The organism is Pseudomonas sp. D1HM, from assembly GCF_019266105.1.
GTDB lineage: Bacteria > Pseudomonadota > Gammaproteobacteria > Pseudomonadales > Pseudomonadaceae > Aquipseudomonas > Aquipseudomonas taetrolens.
In genome coordinates this window covers 264,065-284,176 of sequence record NZ_LRMN01000014.1, presented here as the reverse complement: position 1 = coordinate 284,176, position 20,112 = coordinate 264,065, and the positions used below count along the sequence as shown (strand labels likewise).

16 protein-coding genes and 6 tRNA genes are annotated in these 20,112 nt (G+C 57.4%); 6 read left to right on the top strand and 16 right to left on the bottom strand.

All coding sequences use genetic code 11. The features are described 5' to 3' along the window. Positions 1–69: 69 nt before the first annotated feature. The gene (locus AWM69_RS15655; protein ID WP_256930357.1) at positions 70–2,286 is read right to left on the bottom strand and encodes a DNA internalization-related competence protein ComEC/Rec2; all 2,217 of its coding nucleotides are present in this window, start codon (positions 2,284–2,286) and stop codon (positions 70–72) included. Positions 2,287–2,420: 134 nt separating this feature from the next. Here AWM69_RS15655 and AWM69_RS15650 point away from each other — a divergent pair, with 134 nt between their 5' ends. After that, positions 2,421–2,936, top strand: coding sequence for a DUF2062 domain-containing protein (locus tag AWM69_RS15650; protein ID WP_218727441.1), 516 nt, complete (start codon positions 2,421–2,423; stop codon positions 2,934–2,936). 43 nt (positions 2,937–2,979) lie between these two features. Here the strand turns inward: AWM69_RS15650 and AWM69_RS15645 are convergent, their stop codons facing one another. The 3 genes from AWM69_RS15645 to AWM69_RS15635 form a co-directional block, all read right to left on the bottom strand. Next, on the bottom strand, positions 2,980–3,759 hold the full coding sequence (locus AWM69_RS15645; RefSeq protein WP_131652458.1) for an ABC transporter permease: 780 nt from the start codon (positions 3,757–3,759) through the stop codon (positions 2,980–2,982). Beyond that, positions 3,756–4,688: an ABC transporter ATP-binding protein gene (locus AWM69_RS15640; RefSeq protein ID WP_218727439.1), complete on the bottom strand. Its 933-nt coding sequence runs from the start codon at positions 4,686–4,688 to the stop codon at positions 3,756–3,758. The genes AWM69_RS15645 and AWM69_RS15640 overlap by 4 nt, the downstream gene beginning before the upstream one ends. A 144-nt stretch (positions 4,689–4,832) precedes the next feature. Further along, entirely contained in the window at positions 4,833–5,456 is a 624-nt protein-coding gene (locus AWM69_RS15635) for a glutathione S-transferase family protein (RefSeq protein WP_218727438.1), read from the bottom strand. Positions 5,457–5,605: 149 nt separating this feature from the next. Between AWM69_RS15635 and AWM69_RS15630 the strand changes: the two genes are divergently transcribed. Then, positions 5,606–8,053: an acyl-CoA dehydrogenase gene (locus tag AWM69_RS15630; protein WP_218727436.1), complete on the top strand. Its 2,448-nt coding sequence runs from the start codon at positions 5,606–5,608 to the stop codon at positions 8,051–8,053. 62 nt (positions 8,054–8,115) lie between these two features. Beyond that, positions 8,116–8,532, top strand: a complete 417-nt coding sequence (locus AWM69_RS15625) for a PA2817 family protein (RefSeq protein ID WP_048377840.1) — start codon at positions 8,116–8,118, stop codon at positions 8,530–8,532. Positions 8,533–8,659: 127 nt separating this feature from the next. Here AWM69_RS15625 and AWM69_RS15620 read toward each other — a convergent pair whose 3' ends face one another. From AWM69_RS15620 to AWM69_RS15580, 9 genes are all read right to left on the bottom strand, one after another. Next, entirely contained in the window at positions 8,660–9,493 is an 834-nt protein-coding gene (locus AWM69_RS15620) for a glycine betaine/L-proline ABC transporter ATP-binding protein (protein ID WP_218727434.1), read from the bottom strand. Next, positions 9,490–10,341, bottom strand: coding sequence for a proline/glycine betaine ABC transporter permease (locus AWM69_RS15615; RefSeq protein ID WP_048377841.1), 852 nt, complete (start codon positions 10,339–10,341; stop codon positions 9,490–9,492). The genes AWM69_RS15620 and AWM69_RS15615 overlap by 4 nt, the downstream gene beginning before the upstream one ends. Before the next feature lie 30 nt (positions 10,342–10,371). Next, entirely contained in the window at positions 10,372–11,385 is a 1,014-nt protein-coding gene (locus AWM69_RS15610) for an ABC transporter substrate-binding protein (protein ID WP_218727433.1), read from the bottom strand. Positions 11,386–11,648: 263 nt separating this feature from the next. After that, positions 11,649–11,724 (bottom strand) — tRNA-Gly (locus AWM69_RS15605). Positions 11,725–11,729: 5 nt separating this feature from the next. Then, positions 11,730–11,805: transfer RNA gene (locus tag AWM69_RS15600), tRNA-Glu, on the bottom strand. Positions 11,806–11,979: 174 nt separating this feature from the next. Then, a tRNA-Gly gene (locus AWM69_RS15595) sits at positions 11,980–12,055 on the bottom strand. A 5-nt stretch (positions 12,056–12,060) separates the two neighbouring features. Further along, positions 12,061–12,136: transfer RNA gene (locus tag AWM69_RS15590), tRNA-Glu, on the bottom strand. Positions 12,137–12,239: 103 nt separating this feature from the next. After that, a tRNA-Gly gene (locus AWM69_RS15585) sits at positions 12,240–12,315 on the bottom strand. Positions 12,316–12,317: 2 nt separating this feature from the next. Continuing rightward, positions 12,318–12,393 (bottom strand) — tRNA-Glu (locus tag AWM69_RS15580). Between the two features lie 379 nt (positions 12,394–12,772). On the opposite strand from AWM69_RS15580, the gene AWM69_RS15575 reads away from it, so the two are divergent. Beyond that, positions 12,773–13,531 (top strand): hypothetical protein, encoded by a 759-nt coding sequence (locus AWM69_RS15575; RefSeq protein ID WP_218727431.1) that lies wholly within the window; start codon positions 12,773–12,775, stop codon positions 13,529–13,531. A 227-nt stretch (positions 13,532–13,758) separates the two neighbouring features. On the opposite strand, the gene AWM69_RS15570 is transcribed toward AWM69_RS15575, so the two are convergent. Further along, positions 13,759–14,103, bottom strand: a complete 345-nt coding sequence (locus tag AWM69_RS15570; RefSeq protein WP_048377843.1) for a YggL family protein — start codon at positions 14,101–14,103, stop codon at positions 13,759–13,761. Between the two features lie 231 nt (positions 14,104–14,334). Here AWM69_RS15570 and dacB point away from each other — a divergent pair, with 231 nt between their 5' ends. Further along, entirely contained in the window at positions 14,335–15,801 is a 1,467-nt protein-coding gene (gene dacB, locus AWM69_RS15565; protein WP_218727430.1) for a D-alanyl-D-alanine carboxypeptidase/D-alanyl-D-alanine-endopeptidase, read from the top strand. A gap of 94 nt (positions 15,802–15,895) precedes the next feature. Here dacB and rlmKL read toward each other — a convergent pair whose 3' ends face one another. Continuing rightward, complete coding sequence (rlmKL, locus tag AWM69_RS15560; protein WP_218727428.1) at positions 15,896–18,166, bottom strand: bifunctional 23S rRNA (guanine(2069)-N(7))-methyltransferase RlmK/23S rRNA (guanine(2445)-N(2))-methyltransferase RlmL; 2,271 nt, start codon at positions 18,164–18,166, stop codon at positions 15,896–15,898. A gap of 539 nt (positions 18,167–18,705) precedes the next feature. On the opposite strand from rlmKL, the gene rmf reads away from it, so the two are divergent. Next, the gene (gene rmf, locus AWM69_RS15555; protein ID WP_074702867.1) at positions 18,706–18,921 is read left to right on the top strand and encodes a ribosome modulation factor; all 216 of its coding nucleotides are present in this window, start codon (positions 18,706–18,708) and stop codon (positions 18,919–18,921) included. A 120-nt stretch (positions 18,922–19,041) separates the two neighbouring features. On the opposite strand, the gene AWM69_RS15550 is transcribed toward rmf, so the two are convergent. After that, on the bottom strand, positions 19,042–20,067 hold the full coding sequence (locus tag AWM69_RS15550) for a quinone-dependent dihydroorotate dehydrogenase (protein WP_131652451.1): 1,026 nt from the start codon (positions 20,065–20,067) through the stop codon (positions 19,042–19,044). Positions 20,068–20,112: the final 45 nt, after the last annotated feature.

The following is a 20,112-nucleotide window of genomic DNA, read 5'->3' as shown; positions in this document are numbered from 1 at the left end:
GTGACAGTCCCCTCGAAAAAGTGCGCCACTCTACCACAGGATTGACCCTGCCCCAGAAAGCCAGTGCCTTCAGCTCCGCCAGAAACGACGCTGCTCACGCAACCCGCGGGCACCGCCGAAGGCTCCCAGACGAAACCACACCGCGCCCTGCTCGGCACTGTCCAGAACCTGCATGCCCAACGCCCGATAGCGCGCCATCACTTGTGGATGCGGGTGTCCAAAGGTATTCCCGTGACCGCGGGAGATCAACACGGTATCGGCAGACAGCGCCTTGAGAAACACCATGGACGAAGATGTACGACTGCCGTGATGCGGTGCCTGCAGCCACTGAGTGGGAACACTTAAAGGACTTTGCAGCAAGGCCCGCTCGGCCTGCACGTCGATGTCACCGGTCAACAATAACCGCTCGTCATTGGCTTCAACCTGCAGCACACACGATTTTTGATTGCTGTCCCGGGCCCCGTCCCATTGCCAGAGTGAAAACTTCACACCTTCCCACTCCCAACTTTCGCCGCTGATGCATGGATGTGCCTGCAGGGCGGCAGGCAAGCCAGCGGCGTCACCACTGAGCACTCGCGCCACGCTGAACGCTCGCTGCACGGCCAATGCCCCCCCCGCATGATCCGCGTCAGCATGGCTCAGCAGCATCAGATCCAGATCTTGAACGCCCAGGGAGCGCAGCACCGGCACCACGACCCGCTCGCCCTGATCAAGGTTTCTGACCTTGGGACCGGCGTCATACAGCAACGTGTGGTGCCGGGTGCGCAATACAAACGCCAGGCCCTGCCCGACATCCAGCTGCATCACTTCGACCTGCCCCAGGGGAACGGACTCACGAGGCATGAACACCGCCAGCAGCACCAGCGGCCAGCCCAAGGGCCGGAGCACAACACCGGCAGGCAACAACACTATAAGGGCGCCCACCGCACTCAGCGCCCAGACACTGATGGGGACCGAGCCCGGCAACCAGGGCGAAAAATACCCGGCCAATGCCGTGAGGCCGAGTATCAGCCAGTCAAGCAAGCCACCGGATACCCACAACAGGCCATCGCCCAGCCAGGGGACCGGCAGCAACGCAGCGCCCAGCAGCGCTGCAGGCAATACCAGCAGGCTGATCCAGGGTACGGCGACCAGGTTCGCCAGCGGCCCGCTCAGGCTGATGGGCAACGCGAGTATCCACAGAACGGGGAATAACCCTACGGCAATCAGGACTTGAGGACGTACCCACGCAGCTTGCCAGCTCCAGGGCCCCAAACGTGCGCCAAAGGTGAAGATCAATACCGCCACGGCAGCAAACGATAACCAGAACCCCGGCCTCAAACTCGCCAGCGGCTCAATGATCAAGACTGCGTTCAGCGCCAGCAGAAACGGCAACCACAGGCCCAAATGACGAAACCGCAGGCGCCATATCATCACCAGCCCAAGCATGACGCACGCCCGCTGAACCGGCACCTCGAACCCTGCAAGCACCCCATAGCCCAAGGCCCCCGCAAACGCCAGGCCACATGCCCACGGCAGCCAGGGCAATGCACGCGGCCATGCGCCGTACCGCGCCAGCAAGGCGATCAGCCCGTAGATCAACCCGGCAAACAACCCGATGTGCTGCCCCGAAATCACCAGCAAATGCACGGTCCCGGTCGCTTGCAGGACTTTCCAGTCCTCAGGGCTCAGACCTGAACCATCCCCCATGACCAAGGCCGCCAACCAGGGCGCCCTGCCATTGGCGTCGCTGCGTAACAGACGCTGGCGCAAACGATCACGCCAGGCATGACTCGCCGGAGTCAGTAACTGGCCATCCTTAACGGTTCCGGTAGCACCGATGCGCTGTGCCAACAACCAGGCTTCGTAATCGAAACCCTGCGGATTGAGCAACCCTCTGGGCCGCTTGAACGTGACTGCCAGCCGCCAGTGCTCGCCAGTGTTGACCCGCGGCCCGCCGTACCAGCTCAGTCGAAGGGTTTTAGGCAATGTTGCGTGGCGCGATCTGGCGCCCTGCAATTCAAAACGCACAACAGCATCAGCGTGCTGTGCCAGCCCGACCACGCGCCCTTCCACCCACAGCGTTCGACCATCCAGCGCCGCGGGCAAGCGGTCATCAAGTGCTCGCTGCCCCTGAAAACAGGCCCATGCCAACCCCAGCAGAAAAAATCCGAAGGCAAACCTGCGCCAGAACAACAGCAATAACCCCGCGCACAGCATTGGCAGTAACCAACCGACCGGTGGCAATACCGGTAAATAACGCAAGGCAATCATGCCAGACGCCAGCGCCAACATCCCTGTATGCATGCACAGCCCCAAAAAATCCTTTACCTTCGGATTAGTCGGGATCTTTTGCGTGCGCTTAAATAATTGTCACAAAGTCTGAATAGGCAATTGGCCGATTTTGGGCATACTCCGCTCTTGATTCCAGGGAGAGGCCTATGCCACGGCGTTTGTTCAGACGTTACATGCCAGACCCGGCCAGTATCAGGGAACATAAGTCCTTACGATTTCTCGGCACCCTGCTGCATGATCCCAATCTCTGGCATTTGAATCGCCACTCGGTCGCCCGCGCGATGGCGGTGGGCATCTTTGCGGCGTTTATCCCCATGCCGTTCCAGATGCTGTTGGCCGCATTCCTGGCCATTACCGTGCGCAGCAACATGCCCATCTCGGTCAGCCTGGTGTGGTTGACCAATCCGTTCACCATGCCACCGGTTTTCTACTGCACCTACCAGATGGGCGCGTGGTTGATGAATGTCCCTCCCAGGCATCTGCCCGACGAACTGACCTGGGAATGGATCAGCAGCCAGCTCTCAACCCTGTGGCAGCCTTTCTTGCTGGGTTCAGTCGTGTGCGGCGTGGTCCTGAGTGCGCTGGCGTACTGCCTGACCATGCTTTACTGGCGCTGGTGGGTCAGCCGCCAATGGAAGCGCCGACAAAAAAGACGTCCATAAAAAAACGGCCCCAATAGGGCCGTTTTTTATCACCGAGAGTCGGCTACTGGCGCATGCCTCGCCCGCTGACCAGCAAGCGTGCGCAGGCGAAATACAGCACCAGGGTCGCGACCACCATAAAGGTCAGCGCCACACTGATCTTGATGTCCGAGACACCCAGAATCCCGTAGCGGAAAGCGTTAACCATGTGCAACACCGGGTTGGCCAGCGACACGCTCTGCCAAAAAGGCGGCAACAGGGTAATGGAATAGAACACCCCGCCCAGGTAAGTCAGCGGCGTCAGGACGAATGTCGGAATAATCGAAATGTCGTCGAAGTTGCGCGCAAAAACAGCATTGATGAAACCGAGCAGCGAGAAAATCGTCGCGGTCAGAACCACCACCACGATGGTCAAGCCCAGGTGATGCACCTGCAAATGGGTAAAGAACAGTGACAACAGGGTCACGATTGCACCCACCATCAGGCCGCGCAAAATACCGCCCACAGTGAAACCGATCAGGATCGTGTGGGGCGAAACCGGCGAAACCATCAGCTCTTCAATCGAGCGCTGGAATTTGCTGCCGAAGAAACTCGACACCACGTTGCCGTAGGAGTTGGTGATCACCGACATCATGATCAGGCCCGGCACGATGTACTCCATATAGGTGAAACCACCCATATCACCGATTTGCCGACCGATCAGGTTCCCGAAGATGACGAAGTACAACACCATGGTGATCGCGGGCGGCAGCAGGGTTTGTGGCCAGATGCGCATGAAGCGGCGGAATTCGCGATAGACAATGGTGTTCAGGGCAACCAGGTTGGGGCGTAGCTCCGAGCTCATACCGCCACCTTTGCCAGATTTTTTTCGACCAGCGACACGAACAACTCCTCAAGACGATTGGTTTTGTTACGCAGGCTCACCACTTCAATGTTTTGCGTGGCCAGTTGAGTGAACAGCCCGGTAATACCCACGGCCTTGTCCACTTGTACTTCCAGGGTGTGATTGTCGAGCAACTGACTCGGGTAGCCCACCAGCTGTACCGGGGCGCTCCGGGTGTTTTTCAGATCGAGCAAGAACGTCTCGACGTGCAGTTGGCCAAGCAGTTGACGCATGCTGGTGTTTTCAACAATGGTGCCGTGATCGATGATCCCGATATTGCGGCACAGCTGCTCGGCCTCTTCCAGGTAATGCGTCGTGAGGATGATGGTCGTGCCTTGCTCATTAAGCTCGGTGAGAAACGTCCACATCGAGCGACGCAATTCAATGTCCACGCCGGCAGTCGGCTCATCGAGAATCAGCAGACGCGGCTCGTGTACAAGCGCACGGGCAATCATCAACCGGCGCTTCATGCCCCCGGACAGTGAGCGCGATGGCGTATCGCGCTTGTCCCAAAGCCCCAACTGAGTCAGGTATTTTTCAGCGCGTTCCTTGGCGATTTTCGCCGGAATGCCGTAATAACCCGCCTGGGTCACAACAATATCGAAGGTCTTTTCAAACTGGTTGAAGTTGAACTCCTGCGGCACGACGCCAATGCAGCGCTTCAGTGCAGCGGGTTCACGATCCAGGTCATGGCCAAAGACATTCACTGTGCCGCCGGTTTTATTGACCAGGGTCGAGAGAATGCCGATGGTGGTGGATTTACCGGCACCGTTGGGGCCAAGCAGGGCGAAAAAGTCACCTTCAGCAACATCCAGATCGATACCACTCAGGGCCTGGAAACCGTTGCCGTAGGTTTTGGTTAGCTGCCGTATGGACAGAGCGGAACTCATATCTGATTACGCACCAAGATGGAGGAATGGGAGATGTAGATGTGGGCAAGCCGTCCGTCATACAAGTCCAACGTGGCCTTTTCACACACAGCATGGTGCTTGGCCGCGCCGGACAAGTACAGTCGCCCGTATTAATAGTAGGTATTAAGTCAACGCGGTCATAACGCCTTTACGGTAGGCCGGACGCAGTTTCAGTCGCTCATACCAGGCACTGAGATGGGGTGCGGGCGGGCGTTCGATGGGCATTTCAAACCAGGCATACATGAACGATCCAAGCGGGATGTCGCCCATGCCGATTTCATCACCTGACAGATAAGGCTTTTCAGACAAGGCCTGATCCACGAGGACGAGCAACTCGGCACACGCTTTGATGCCGGCATTGATCTTGCCCCAGTCCTGCTCCACTACAGGCGTGCGCAAAACACCCCAGAACACATCCCTAAAGGGACCTGCGAAAGAAGCCGTGGTCCAGTCCATCCACTTGTCCGCCTGGGCGCGCACCTTGGCATCGGCTGAATACATAGAGGTATCTGAGCCGTATTGAGCCGCGAGATAACGCACGATGGCATTCGACTCCCAGAGCACGAAGCCATCATCTTCGATCATCGGCACCCGGCCATTGGGGTTCAACGCCCGGTATTCAGGGCTATCGACCACACCAAAAGCGCCGCCGGCTTCGATGCGGCTGTACGGCACTGCCAGTTCTTCGACACACCACAAGACCTTTCTTACATTCGACGAATTATTGCGACCCCACACTTTCAGCATGATCTGGCTCCTGATTGATAGACGCCGATGCAGTCTACGCCGTGAATCCGAACTCCGCCTCCGACGCGGGGTCACTATCCTTACCCCTTGATCGATAGTTGCGACTAAGCTCACACGGGGCCTGCCCTTGGGTTCATGGAGGATTGAATATGCTGTTGTTGTGGATACTGGTTCTGATTATTGGCATCGCCTGGATGGCCCATCGGCGCGTCGCGCCCCTGCCGGCCATTGCAGGAGTAGCCGTTTACCTGCTGGCCATGGGGTTGTTCAGTCATGCGTCTGGCTGGTTACTGGCCATTTTCTGGATAATGCTGGCTGCCCCGGCCGCCCTGCTGCTGTTGCCTGACCTGCGGCGCAAAATCTTTACCACTCCGCTCTTCAGCTGGTTTCAAAAAACCCTGCCTCCCATGTCGCAAACCGAACGCGATGCCATCGATGCCGGAACCGTATGGTGGGACGGCGAGCTGTTCAGCGGCCGCCCCGACTGGAACCAGCTTCTGGCCTACCCCAAGGCACAGTTGACGGAAGAGGAGCAGGCGTTCCTCGATGGACCTGCCGAAGAATTGTGCGCGATGGTCAGCGACTGGGAAATCGGCCAGGCGATGGATTTGCCGCCGCAGGCCTGGGCGCACATCAAGGAGCATGGTTTCTTCGCTCTGATCATTCCCAAGGAGTTCGGCGGCAAAGGATTCTCGGCCTATGCCCATTCGCAGGTGGCAATGAAGCTGGCGACCCGCAGTGGCGACCTGGCATCCACGGTGATGGTGCCCAACTCCCTGGGCCCGGCAGAATTGCTGCTGCATTACGGCACAGAAGCCCAACGCAACCATTACCTGCCACGCCTGGCCAGGGGTGATGACATTCCCTGCTTCGCCCTGACCGGCCCGCTGGCAGGTTCCGATGCCGGCGCCATGCCCGACACCGGAATCATCTGCAAAGGCCAATGGCAAGGCGAAGAAGTACTGGGCCTGCGACTGAACTGGGAAAAACGCTATATCACGCTCGGCCCGGTAGCGACCCTCCTTGGTTTGGCGTTCAAGGCACACGACCCCGACCACTTGCTGGGCGATAAAGAAGACCTGGGCATCAGCCTCGCCCTGATCCCCACAGAAACACCCGGCGTTGAAATCGGCCGTCGCCATCTGCCTCTGGGGGCGGCGTTCATGAATGGCCCGAACTCGGGTAAAGACGTATTCATCCCGCTGGATTACCTGATCGGCGGCCAGGAGATGCTGGGCAAGGGCTGGATGATGCTGATGAATTGCCTGTCTGTAGGGCGCTCAATTTCCCTTCCAGCTGTAGGCACCGGCGCCGCCAAGTTCACCAGCCTGGTGACCGGGCAGTACGCACAGGTGCGCGAGCAGTTCAATGTGCCACTGGCCGCCTTCGAGGGCATTCAGGAAGCCCTGGCGCGAATTGGCGGTAACGCCTGGCTGATGGACAGCGCACGCATCCTGACCGCCAACGCGGTGGATCTGGGAGAAAAACCTTCGGTGCTGTCGGCGATTCTCAAGTACCACCTCACCGAACGGGGGCGCGAGTGCATCAGTCACGCCATGGACGTCCACGGCGGCAAGGGCATCATCATGGGGCCCAATAACTACCTGGGTCGCAATTGGCAAGGTGCACCGATCTTCATCACCGTGGAAGGCGCAAATATTCTCTCGCGCAATCTGATGATCTTTGGCCAGGGCGCCATACGCTGCCACCCCTTTGTACTCAAGGAAATGGCCCTGGCTGGACGCGAAGACCGCGATCAGGCCCTGCTGGAGTTTGACGACCTGCTGCTCAGGCATATCGGGTTCGCCGTCAGCAATGCTGCCAGCACACTGGTATTGAACCTGGGCTTTGGCCGTCTTGAGAAATCCCCCGGCAATACCTTGAGCCAAGGCTATTTCCGCGCGCTGAACCGCCAGGCCGCAGCCTTTGCGATGCTGGCAGACCTGAGCATGATGCTTCTGGGGGGCACCCTTAAACGCCGCGAACGCTTGTCCGCCCGCCTGGGAGATGTACTGAGTCACATGTACCTGGCCTCGGCAGCGCTTAAGCGCTATCACGACCTCGACTCCCCCGAGCACCTCAACCCGTTGTTCAAATGGGCGATGGAAGAAAGCCTCGGTCATGCCGAGCGTGCGCTGGACGAGCTGCTGAAGAACTTCCCGAACCGTCTGCTGGGCATTTTGTTGCGGGGCGTGGTGTTTCCGTTTGGCCGTCGCCACACCGGCCCATCGGACGCACTGGATGCTGAAGTAGCAGCGGTATTGGGCCGCGCCAAGGGGGATCCAGCCCTGGAGGCCATCCTTGCCGGTTGCTACCGCCCGCAATCAGCGGAAGATGCCGTGGGAGCCCTGCAACATGCCTGCGACCTGCTGGATGCGGCGCAACCCGCCTACAAAAAACTCCATGAAGCCCTGAAAAGCGGTCAGGTAAAACCGGCTGCAGGCGAGCCGTCCATCGATTCAGCCCTGCAAGCAGGCGTGCTGCAACCTGCCGAGGCCGAGACATTACGAACCGCCGAAGCCGCGCGGCGCAAGGTGATCGACGTGGACGATTTCTCCAAGGAGGAACTCAGCCATAGCGAAGGCAAGATTCGCTAGCAGGACAGCGGGCGCTGAGAGCTTTATACTCTCGCGCCCGTTTTGCTCTAGAGGACACCCCGATGGCCACCAATGATCTCAACCATAATCTCGCCCTGCTCGATCTGCTGCGCAGCATCCTGGTTGCTGTCGGTGACGCCGAACAGATCCCCGAGGAAAGCCACGCCCTGTTTATTGAGCGCTTCGATGAAATGAAGAGCGCCCTGCCTGTCGACCCAATTGATAGTCAGTACCTGGGGCAGGACATCATGTGCCAGGTCATCGAACGCTACCCACAAATTGCCCATCTGGTCCCTCGCGACCTGCTGTGGTTCTTCGGCGGTGCGTGCTTCAACTTCCTGTCCGATGAAGAACTGGACATGTATGAGGCGCTGGAAGAGCGTCGCTACGAAGCTGAACAAAACGACGAACCGTTCGACTGGAACCAGGAAAAACAGCTGATCGCGCTGCCGACCACCCAGGACAGCACCCAGCACTGATTGCTCGCTGATTCTCAAGGCCCGCCCGGTTGAGCCCGGCGGGCCTTTTTTGTTTTGAACACCGACTGTTTTAAAGCCGTTAGGCCATGCGCACCAATAGCAACATGAGCCTCAATCCTGCGCCGACTCAATCAACTGGCGTACGGCGGCGCTGCACAAAACGGTCGACATACTCATCGGCCGGCGCCAGCAAAATTTCCTGGGGTGTACCCACCTGAATCAGTTGTCCGTCCTTGAGGATGGCAATCCGGTTGCCAATGCGCAGGGCTTCGTCCAGGTCATGGGTAATAAAGACGATGGTTTTTTTCAGCGTACGCTGCAGCTCCAGCAACTGGTCCTGCATTTCAGCCCGGATCAAGGGATCAAGCGCGCTGAAGGCTTCATCCATCAGGATGATATCGGTGTCGGTTGCCAAGGCCCGCGCCAGGCCGACACGCTGGCGCATGCCGCCGGACAGTTGATGAACGAACGCCTGTTCATAGCCCTGCAGCCCCACAACTGAAATCCAGTGCCGGGCGCGCTCATCACACTGCGACTTGCTCTCGCCACGGACTTTAAGACCGTAAGCCACGTTTTCCAGCACGTTCCGATGCGGCAGCAGACCAAAATTCTGGAACACCATACTGATTTTATGCCGGCGAAACTGGCGCAGAGCGCGCATGTCATAGCCAAGAATGTCCTCGCCATCCACCAGAATCTGGCCGCTGGTAGGATCGATCAGACGATTGAGATGGCGTACCAGCGTGGATTTTCCAGAGCCGGAAAGGCCCATGATTACAAAGACCTCACCCGGCTTGATTGTCAGGGAAAGGTCGTTGATCCCCACGACGCAGCCGGTTTCAGCCAGCACTTGCTCCTTGCTTTTACCCGCCCGGATCAACGCCAACACGTGTTTTTCATGACGGCCGAACACTTTGAATACGTGACGGACCTCAATCTTGCAGGCTGCCGCGTCACTCATGGGACTTCCTTATGCCGGGGCCGACCATACGCTTGAGTAATACGGTCGATGACGACTGCCAGGATCACGATGGCCAGTCCTGCTTCCAGCCCTTTGCCGACGTTAAGGGTCTGGATGCCCACCAGCACATCCTCGCCCAAGCCCCTGGCGCCGATCATTGAAGCTATGACCACCATCGACAACGCCATCATCGTGGTCTGATTGACTCCCGCCATGATGCTTGGCATCGCCAGCGGCAGTTGCACACCAAACAACTGCTGCCAAGGGTTGGCACCAAACGCATTGATGGCCTCCATCACTTCACGATCGACCTGACGCAGACCCAGATCGGTCAGACGGATCAACGGTGGCACGGCATAGATCACCGTGGCAAAAATCGCGGGCACTTTGCCCAGGCCGAACAGCATCAAGACCGGAATCAGATACACAAAGCTGGGCAGGGTTTGCATGATATCCAGCAAGGGCATCAACACCGTACGCAGGCGATTGCTGCGGGCCGCGAGAATCCCCAGCGGAATCCCCAGCAGGACTGAAATCACCGTCGCCACCATCATCAGCGCGAGGGTTTGCATCAGTTTGTCCCACAAGCCGACGGCACCCACTAAAAACAACAAACCCACTATCAACAGCGCGCTGAAGATCCTGCGAGTGGCATGCCAGGCAATCGCCCCCACAATCGCCAGCATTAACCACCATGGCGTCATGCGCAGCAGGCCTTCGAGGTGGATGATCACCCATAGCAGCGTGTCGGAAATGTGCCGGAACACATCCCCATAGTTGCTCACCAGCGCATCAACCCCGTCATTGACCCACGCTGCAATTGAAAATGTCAGGTTCTCAGGAAACATACCGCGCTCTTGTTCAGTGAGTCGGACGCCTTAAAGCGCCGCCTTGATCTTTTCCGCCGCTTGGGGGGTGACCCAGGCCTGCCAGACCTGCGGTTGCTCCCGCAAAAAGGCTTCTGCCGCCTTATCGGGTTCGGTGCGTTTTTCACTCATCTGAGCCAGGGCCCGGTTCAACAAATCGATAGGGAAATCGACCTTTTCAAAGAACTCAACCAACTGAGGGTGCTGCACCTTGAAAGGTGCCGAAACGCCAATTGCCAGTTTTGCCGGCAGCGATCGGGTGCCTTTTGGGTTTGGGTTCCCGGCGTCAGTCAGGGTTTTCCAGGCTTCAGCATCAAAGGGCGGCTCATCCAGCTTGATCAGTTTGTAACGACCAATCAGCGGGGTCGGCGACCAGTAGTAGAACAACACCGGTTTGCCGCGCTTGATCGAAGAACTGATTTCAGCATCCAGCGCGGCCCCGGAACCTGTGCGGAAGTTTACAAAATCGCTGTCCAGGCCATAGGCCTTGAGCTTTTGGCTATTTACGGTTTCGGATGTCCAGCCGGACGGGCTGTTCAAAAAACGCCCGCGTGTCGGGTCTTCCTGATCGCGGAACACCTCTTTGTAACGCGACAGATCCGTCACTGACTTCAAGTCCGGCGCCATCGCCTTGATCCCTTTGTCCGGATCCCCCTTGACCACATATTCAGGCACCCACCAGCCCTCACTGGCATTTTTGACAATATCGCCCAGACCAAACACCTTGCCCTCGGCCTCGGCCTGGTTCCAGACCGGGCTACGCCCTGCCCACTCCTCTGCAATCACCTGGATATCGTTTTTAGCCAGGGCGGCTTCCAGGCTGACGGTACTGCCGGGCAAAGTATCCGTTGCCACGCCATAACCCTTTTCGGTAATAAAACGCAGCACTTCGGTAATCAGACTGCCGCTTTCCCAGGTCAGGTTGCCGAAATACACCGGGGCCGGTGAGTCGTCCGCCCAAGCGGGATGGGACAAAAGTCCGAGTGTCAGCAGCAAGCTGCCGAGCCATTTTTTTAGATGTGTCATGCGGCTCTCGTGTCTAGAAGGAGATAGTCGATGCACCCATATTCCGGGCATGTCAGCAAATGTCACCTGCTAACCAGCCTAGCGCAGACTTGAGGCAACCGCAGAAACGAAAGATTCAACCCTGTTGATACGCGGCACGAACGCCATGGGCTGCAGACTATGTGTACTTCTGGAAGGGACGAAGACGCAGAAACGCAAAAAGCAGCCCTAAGGCTGCTTTTTGTGTGTTTTTTGAACGGTGCGTAGCTCCAAAAAACAAAATTTGGAGCGGGAAACGAGACTCGAACTCGCGACCCCGACCTTGGCAAGGTCGTGCTCTACCAACTGAGCTATTCCCGCAATAATGGCGTCCCCTAGGGGACTCGAACCCCTGTTACCGCCGTGAAAGGGCGGTGTCCTAGGCCACTAGACGAAGGGGACGTTGCCCGAAACATACACTGCATGTTTCAGTGCCAGCTGCATTAACCGAGGTTATCACGCTGGCTTTCACCCAACCCTGCCCTGAAGCAAAGTTGCTTGTGACACAAAAAAAATCAGCCATCGGCTGATCTTTTTCTGCTTTCTGGACTGTGCGTAGCTCCAAAAAACAAAATTTGGAGCGGGAAACGAGACTCGAACTCGCGACCCCGACCTTGGCAAGGTCGTGCTCTACCAACTGAGCTATTCCCGCAATAATGGCGTCCCCTAGGGGACTCGAACCCCTGTTACCGCCGTGAAAGGGCGGTGTCCTAGGCCACTAGACGAAGGGGACGTTGCCCGAAACATACGCTGTATGTTCCAGTGCCAACCGCATTGACCGAAGTCAGTGCCCTGGCTTTCACTCAGCCACGCCCGAAAGCGAAGCTGCTTAAAAATGGAGCGGGAAACGAGACTCGAACTCGCGACCCCGACCTTGGCAAGGTCGTGCTCTACCAACTGAGCTATTCCCGCAATGGCGTCCCCTAGGGGACTCGAACCCCTGTTACCGCCGTGAAAGGGCGGTGTCCTAGGCCACTAGACGAAGGGGACACGCTACAACTTCACTGGTTACTGCGTTTCGCTGTGTGCTTTACGCTGCAATTGGCGCGCATTCTAGGGATGGATTGGGAAGTCGTCAACCCCAATATGAAAATATATTGAAATCAATGACTTCCCTCCTCTTACAGCACTTTCATACACGGTATGAAGTCTAAACCGCTGCTTATGTATTCCAGCATCCTACAAGACGTTATGATTGACGCGCTTCAGTGATGGCAGTTTGCACCCCACTGTATTCCAGTCTCTTTTATAGAGCATGGCGCATCGACCATTCGAGGCAACCGACTCACGCCAGAGCAAGCCCTATTGGCAATCCTGCGCGCCACCGCAGGCAGACCACCCTGAAGAGGTTTTAACGTTGACTCCCTCCATGATCGCCCTGCTTGTCGTCGCCGGGATTGCACTGCTGATAGCCATCGGTTACCTGAACCATGTGGTGGAACGAAACAAACTGGAGAAATCGCGCCTCAAGGTCGAACTCAATGACCGTATACGTCGCTGCGGCGTAGTCAACGAGACCTTTCCGGGTCAGTTGATGTCATCCGCACTCAAACTTCTGCTGACCCGTCTTGAGCTCAACGCCACACAGCGCCTGTTGCTGGTGCAGAAAAACGACGCCTCGCTGAAGACACAGATAGCCGAACTAAGCGCGTTGATTGCCAAAGGAGAGTCGATCCCGGTCAACAACCCGCCGCGGCCGGTACTGACTGAAGCCATCGCTAAAGACGTGCGCTTCCAGCTCGAAACACTGCATGGGCAAATCACCCGGGCAACCAAAGATGGCTTCTTGCCAGGCAACGAAGCCAAGCAATGGCTCAAGGAAGTTCGCCACTTGCTGGTAGTGCTGCATATCGAATTTTTTAACCACCTGGGCAAAATTGCCTTGCAGCAGAACCAGCCCGGACAAGCGCGCCTGGCCTATGAAAGAGGTGTTCAATACTTGCGCTCACAACCCGTGCCAGCCATGTATGGAGCACAGTTGAAAGAGTTCGACGCCCAGCTGGCACGCGTCAACGCCCAAGTATTGGACGACCAGCAGCCCGCAACAGATGAAGTCAATGAATTGACAGAGGGCCTGAAAAGCGACGACAGCGATACCGACTGGAAGAAAAAGTCCATTTACGACTGAGCCCGGACAGGCACAGCGATTGCAGGCTTGTGCAGGCTTCGGCGCTTATCGCGGCCGATGCCCACAACCACAAACGAAACGGTTGCGAAACGCCCACGCAGTTTCATACCAGGCACCGGGTGCACAGTATTCAACTATTTAAAGGCTGTTAAGTACCCGGAACGGGTCAGAAGGGAAATACGCAAAACACATAAAGGCAGCCACACGGGCTGCCTTTATGTTTGACATCAGGCAACCGGATTGATTGGCTTTTCCGGGTACCATACGTCCATCAGCGGGCTAGCTTCAACGCTGGTCAGCTCTGGACGAGCCTTCAACCAGGCTTCAACAGCGGCACGCTGCTCTTCGCTGACCGAACCGCGCTTCTGCAGGCAAACCAGACCGTAGTCGTCGCCGCCAACATAGCCCAGACCGTTAGCTTCCATGGCTTCTTTCAAGAACGCTTCGAGGAAAGCGTCGATAGCCTCTTCCGACAGGTCTTCTTTGAAATCCAGGTTCAGCTCAAAACCCAGCTCCTGAAATTCATCAACGCACAGTTTTTTGCGCAGACGCTGGGAACGATTAGTAGCCATTGAACAATCCTCTTAAGTAATAACGGCGGCACTTTACCAGCTTCAGGCCTCGACTGCCCGGTTCCGTGTGAGCGGCTCATCGTTTTCTACGCTTAAATAAGTCATAACCGACGCCAGACCGATGCGCAACAGCAATGGCGTTGGGGCATAATGCCAACACTTTTATGACCATGAAGGCACTTTTCACCATGCCTTCTTATTTTTCCCCTCGCCTGCAGGGTTTTACTTCATATGATCAAATCTTTACGACCATTGCTCCTCGCCGGCTTTTTCCTGCCGCTCGCCTTCGGGGCCAACGCAGCCCCCATCAACACCACTCTTTCACCCAAGGTCCAGCAAGCCCTCAAGACCAATAAACTGCAGAACGAGGCGCTATCGCTGGTAATGCTGCCGCTCAACGGCCCTGGCATACCCACCGTATTCAATGCTGACGTCTCGGTGAATCCGGCATCTACCATGAAACTGGTGACCACCTTCGCGGCCCTGGAAATGCTCGGCCCTACCCACCAGTGGAAAACCGAGTTCTACACCGATGGCACCCTGAGCAATGGCATCCTGCAAGGCAACCTGTACCTCAAGGGCGGCGGCGACCCCAAGCTGAACATGGAAAAACTCTGGCTCTTGATGCGCGACCTGCGCGCCAATGGCGTACAGCAAGTCACGGGGGATCTGATCCTTGATCGCGGCTTCTTCGTACAACCGCAACTACCGACGTTTGATGACGACGGCAACGACAAAAACAAACCGTTCCTGGTCAAGCCCGACTCGCTGCTGGTCAACCTCAAAGCCCTACGCTTCATCGCACGCAATGATTCCGGCAAGGTGCTGATTTCGGTCGAACCACCGATTGCGAGCATTCGTATCGACAACCAGGTCAAGGCGGTCAACAGCAAGCAGTGCAACGGGAACGTTCGTTATAACCCGGTACCGCAGGCTGACGGCTCGGTACTGGTCACTGTAAACGGTCAATTGGGCGATGGCTGCAACTCGCAGACTTACCTGTCATTACTTGATCATGCGACCTACACCGCAGGTGCCGTGCGCGCCATCTGGAAAGAACTGGGCGGCAGCATTCAGGGCCGGGACCGCCTGGGCAGCGTGCCAAAAAGCGCCACGGTCCTGGCACGAGCCTTCTCGCCAGATCTGGCCGAAATCATTCGCGACATCAACAAATACAGCAACAACACCATGGCCCAGCAGCTGTTCCTGAGCCTCGGCGCGCAGTTCCGCAATAATGCCGATGGCGACGACGCCAAAGCCGCACAACGTGTCGTACGTCAGTGGCTGGCCAAAAAAGGCATCACAGCCCCGCACCTGGTCATGGAAAACGGCTCAGGCCTCTCACGTGCCGAACGCGTCAGTGCCCGGGAAATGGCGCAGATGCTGCAAGCTGCCTGGAAGAGCCCTTACGCCGCCGAGTTCATCAGCTCCATGCCGATTGCAGGCAAGGACGGCACCATGCGCAAACGCCTGAAGACTACTGCCATGAACGGTCAGGCACACATCAAGACAGGCACCCTGAACACCGTGCGCGCCATTGCCGGCTTTAGCCGCGACAGCAATGGCAACACATGGGCCGTGGTCGCCATTCTCAACGACCCACGTCCTTGGGGCGCCTCGGCAGTGCTCGATCAGGTTCTGCTGGACCTGTATCGCCAACCTCAATTGCCCAACAGCGCGGTGTCCATCGCACAGTAAGGGTTCTGGAACACAATAAAAAACGCCCCCGACCATAAGGCCGGGGGCGTTTTTTTATTGCCTGTCGTACATCGCGTTGATGGCGGCAGACAATTTACCGGGCGGTGATCTTCCAGGCACGGTGGATTTTGCCATTACGGGCAAAGTCCGGATCGATGGTGCTGGCAGTAATTTCCTCGACCGCATAACGGGCTTCCAGATGCTCATCGAGGATGAACTTGCGGAAGTTATTCGAGAAATACAGCACTCCGCCCGGCGCCAGACGCGCCATGGCCAAGTCCAGCAACTGCACGTGATCGCGCTGGACATCGAAAATGCCTTCCATGCGCTTGGAGTTGGAGAAAGTCGGCGGATCAATGAAGATCAGGTCGTACTCTTCTCGGCAGGCATCCAGCCACACCATCACATCGCCCTGCTCCAGACGGTTCTTGTCCGAGAAGCCGTTCAGGGACAGGTTGCGACGCGCCCAGTCCAGATACGTCTTGGACAAATCAACACTGGTAGTGCTGCGCGCGCCCCCTTTGGCAGCATGCACACTGGCGGTTGCGGTGTAGCAATACAGGTTGAGGAAGCGCTTGCCCGCGGCCTCTTTCTGGATACGCATGCGCATCGGCCGATGATCCAGGAACAGCCCGGTGTCCAGGTAGTCCGTGAGGTTGACCAGCAGCTTCACACCGCCTTCATTGACCTCAGTGAACTTGCCCTGTGCGCTCTGACGCTCGTACTGCTTGGTGCCGCTCTGGCGCTCACGACGCTTGACGATCACACGGCTCTTGTCGATGTTCAAGGCTTGGGGGATAGCCGCCAGCGCATCGAACATACGGGCCGAAGCCTTTTCTGGATCGATGGATTTTGGCGCAGCGTATTCCTGGACATGAACCCAATCGTGATACAGATCGATGGCCATGGAGTACTCAGGCATGTCCGCATCGTACACACGGTAGCAATCGATGCCTTCACGCTTGACCCACTTGCCCAGCGCCTTGAGATTCTTCTGCAGGCGGTTGGCAAACATCTGCCCGCCTTCGCTCAAGCGCGGCTGCTCGATCACTACCGGTGCCGGCTTGATCGGGTTACCGTTCTTGTTGAACTTCTCGTATTTGCCCGGAGCCTCAAGATTGGACGGCAGATCAGACTCAGCCTGTTCCCGCTCGATCTGACGCTGCTCAGGGGTGCGACGCTCGCCCGTCACGAACTGATCCGGCACAACCTTGATCAACAGCAGCTTGCACGGCAAGGCGCCGTTCCAGAACGAATACTGCTTGTGGCTGCGAATGCCCATGCGCTTGCCCAGATCCGGAGCCCCGGTAAATACCGCAGCCTCCCAATTCAAGCACGCCTGACGCAGACGCTCGCCAAGGTTCTGGTAGAGGTAGAGCAAGCTCGCCTCATCGCCCAGACGCTCACCGTACGGAGGGTTGCAGATCACCAGACCTTTCTGGTTCTGGTCTGGACGAGGCTCGAACGTCGCGACTTCACCCTGGTAAATCTTGATCCAGTGACTCAAGCCTGCCCGCTCAATGTTGTTACGCGCGGGCTGGATCAGGCGCGGGTCAGCTTCATAGCCACGAATCCACAACGGCGGCTTGGCCATGCCGACCTCTGCCCGTTCGGTTGCTTCTTCGTGAAGTTTCTTCCAGATGGCAGGCACGTGACCGAGCCAGGCATCGAAGCCCCAGTGGATACGATTCAGGTTGGGCGCCATGTCGGCAGCGATCATTGCGCCCTCGACCAGGAACGTGCCCACACCACACATCGGGTCAGCCAGGGCAGCGCCTTCAGCGGCCAGACGCGGCCAGCCGGCACGAATCAGGATCGCGGCGGCAAGGTTTTCTTTCAGCGGAGCCGCGCCTTGCTGCAGGCGATAGCCACGCTGGTGCAAGCTGCTGCCCGACAGATCGAGGGACAAAATGGCTTCGCCACGGTCCAGGCGCAAATGGATGCGCATGTCCGGGCTGATCTTGTCGATGGAAGGACGCTCGCCAGAGGGCGTGCGCAGCTTGTCGACAATGGCGTCCTTGACCTTCAAGGCACCAAAGTGAGTGTTATCGATGCCCGAGCCATGGCCGCTGAATTCAACAGCCAGCGTGCCGTCCGGGACCATATGATCCTGCCAGTCCACATCCAGAACGCCGTGGTACAGGTCTTCCGCATCTTTCATCGGGAAGCGCTTGAGTACCAGTAATACGCGGTTGGCAAGACGCGACCACAAGCACAAACGGTAGGCCGTTTCCATGCTCGCCATGCCACGGATGGCCGAAGTGTGCTCGCGGGCTTCCTCTAGACCAAGGCCGGTAGCCTCCTCAAGGAGCAGGCCTTCAAGGCCTTTGGGACAGGTAAGGAAGAGTTCGTAACGATCCGACATGGGATTCCTGAGCTTTTAGCTATCAGTGAGGAGGCAACGCATTGCCTGCTCCGTTTTCAATCAAGCGCTTTTCTTGAAGAGCGCTCGTGTGGCACGAAACTGTGCCGTTCCACCCCGACGATCATTCATGCCCGCAGGCACGAAGAGTTTAGACGCAGGGGCAGGTCATTCATCGAGAAATAAGATGTCACTCTCAGACCCTTCGTCGAATAGTCCCCGGACAAAACAGAGGGTATTCGCAGCGGAGAATGAAACGCATCAACGTTGCAAACTCTCACCCCATCAGGCTTTGGTCGAATCCGACCTTGAAGTGAGAGCCTTTCTTATGGCCTTAACACCAATATCGTTACGTCCTTATGACAAAACGATCATTCACACGCCATGACGCATTGGTTAGAACTGGACGCATGTTGTCGCCGCACAGGCGGCAACGAAAATGCTCGCCACGCCGGCAGCGAGCACCAACGGCAGAAGCATTCTGCCCCGACCTTTTTCAGGTCGACGCGATATACACAGTCAACAAGTGAGGGCAACACCCTATGAGAAGACTTAAGCGTGATCCGTTGGAAAGAGCTTTTTTACGCGGATACCAATATGGCGTTCATGGAAAATCCCGTGAGCTTTGCCCTTTTACTCTACCGTCGGTACGCCAAGCCTGGATTAACGGCTGGCGCGAAGGACGCGGCGACAACTGGGACGGTATGACAGGCACTGCGGGCATCCACAGACTCAACGAACTACGCGCCGTCGGCTAGGGCAACTCTGGGTAAACTCCGACATCATCTTGAATACGCAACGACTTAACCATGCTCGTCCCATCCGGACGGCGGGCTTCGGCCCAGGGGCTCCTTTAAGGAGCCCTTTTTTGTGCGCCGTTATCCGCGCGGTAATGCTGAAATGGCGTCAACCGACTCACGAATCAATGCCGGCCCTTTGTAGATGAAGCCTGAATAGAGCTGCACCAGACTGGCACCTGCAGTGATCTTCTCTGCCGCGTACTTGCCTTCAGTGATCCCGCCCGCTGCGATAATTGGCATGCGCCCGGCCAGTTCGGCTGCCAGCACTTTGACTGTATGGGTGCTTTTATCGCGTACCGGAGCACCGGACAGACCACCGGCCTCGTCACCATGCTCCATTCCCTCAACGCCCACACGACTTAACGTGGTGTTGGTCGCAATCACCGCATCCATACCGGTCTCAAGCAGCGCCTGAGCCACGAGAACGGTTTCCTCGTCGGTCATGTCGGGGGCAATCTTGATCGCCAGCGGTACGCGCTTACCGTGGCGCTGTGTCAGCTCGTTCTGACGCAACTGCAAGGCTTCGAGCAACTGCTTGAGCGAATCGCCGAACTGAAGAGTGCGAAGTCCGGGAGTATTCGGCGAGCTGACGTTCACGGTCACATAGCTGGCGTGGGTGTACACCTTGTCCAGGCAGATCAGGTAGTCATCCACCGCTCGCTCGACCGGGGTGTCGAAGTTCTTGCCGATATTGATTCCCAGGATGCCGCTATAGCTGGCTGCCTGAACCCGCGTCAGCAAATGATCAACGCCCAGGTTGTTAAATCCCATGCGATTGATGATGGCCTGCGCTTCTGGCAGTCGAAAAATACGTGGCTTTGGATTGCCTGGCTGAGGGCGCGGGGTCACCGTACCGATCTCAACAAAGCCGAAGCCCAACTGTGCAAAACCATCAATGGCTGCACCGTTCTTGTCCAGACCTGCGGCCAGCCCGACCGGGTTTGGAAAGTCGAGCCCCATTACCGTCACTGGCAGTTTTGCCGGTGTCTTGCACAACAAACCATTGAGCCCCAGACGGCCGCCCGCACCGATCAGGTCCAGGGACAGATCATGGGAGGTTTCAGGGGAGAGCTTGAAGAGCAACTGGCGGGCCAGGTTATACATGGGCTGAATGGACTCAAAGGGTTACTTGAAGAGGACGCGATTATA

Excerpts from the sequence above, each read along its gene's own strand:
- AWM69_RS15655 (WP_256930357.1), bottom strand. The coding sequence starts at position 2,286 with ATGCATACAGGGATGTTGGCGCTGGCGTCTGGCATGATTGCCTTGCGT.
- AWM69_RS15650 (WP_218727441.1), top strand. The coding sequence starts at position 2,421 with ATGCCACGGCGTTTGTTCAGACGTTACATGCCAGACCCGGCCAGTATC.
- AWM69_RS15645 (WP_131652458.1), bottom strand. The coding sequence starts at position 3,759 with ATGAGCTCGGAGCTACGCCCCAACCTGGTTGCCCTGAACACCATTGTC.
- AWM69_RS15640 (WP_218727439.1), bottom strand. The coding sequence starts at position 4,688 with ATGAGTTCCGCTCTGTCCATACGGCAGCTAACCAAAACCTACGGCAAC.
- AWM69_RS15635 (WP_218727438.1), bottom strand. The coding sequence starts at position 5,456 with ATGCTGAAAGTGTGGGGTCGCAATAATTCGTCGAATGTAAGAAAGGTC.
- AWM69_RS15630 (WP_218727436.1), top strand. The coding sequence starts at position 5,606 with ATGCTGTTGTTGTGGATACTGGTTCTGATTATTGGCATCGCCTGGATG.
- AWM69_RS15625 (WP_048377840.1), top strand. The coding sequence starts at position 8,116 with ATGGCCACCAATGATCTCAACCATAATCTCGCCCTGCTCGATCTGCTG.
- AWM69_RS15620 (WP_218727434.1), bottom strand. The coding sequence starts at position 9,493 with ATGAGTGACGCGGCAGCCTGCAAGATTGAGGTCCGTCACGTATTCAAA.
- AWM69_RS15615 (WP_048377841.1), bottom strand. The coding sequence starts at position 10,341 with ATGTTTCCTGAGAACCTGACATTTTCAATTGCAGCGTGGGTCAATGAC.
- AWM69_RS15610 (WP_218727433.1), bottom strand. The coding sequence starts at position 11,385 with ATGACACATCTAAAAAAATGGCTCGGCAGCTTGCTGCTGACACTCGGA.
- AWM69_RS15575 (WP_218727431.1), top strand. The coding sequence starts at position 12,773 with ATGATCGCCCTGCTTGTCGTCGCCGGGATTGCACTGCTGATAGCCATC.
- AWM69_RS15570 (WP_048377843.1), bottom strand. The coding sequence starts at position 14,103 with ATGGCTACTAATCGTTCCCAGCGTCTGCGCAAAAAACTGTGCGTTGAT.
- dacB (WP_218727430.1), top strand. The coding sequence starts at position 14,335 with ATGATCAAATCTTTACGACCATTGCTCCTCGCCGGCTTTTTCCTGCCG.
- rlmKL (WP_218727428.1), bottom strand. The coding sequence starts at position 18,166 with ATGTCGGATCGTTACGAACTCTTCCTTACCTGTCCCAAAGGCCTTGAA.
- rmf (WP_074702867.1), top strand. The coding sequence starts at position 18,706 with ATGAGAAGACTTAAGCGTGATCCGTTGGAAAGAGCTTTTTTACGCGGA.
- AWM69_RS15550 (WP_131652451.1), bottom strand. The coding sequence starts at position 20,067 with ATGTATAACCTGGCCCGCCAGTTGCTCTTCAAGCTCTCCCCTGAAACC.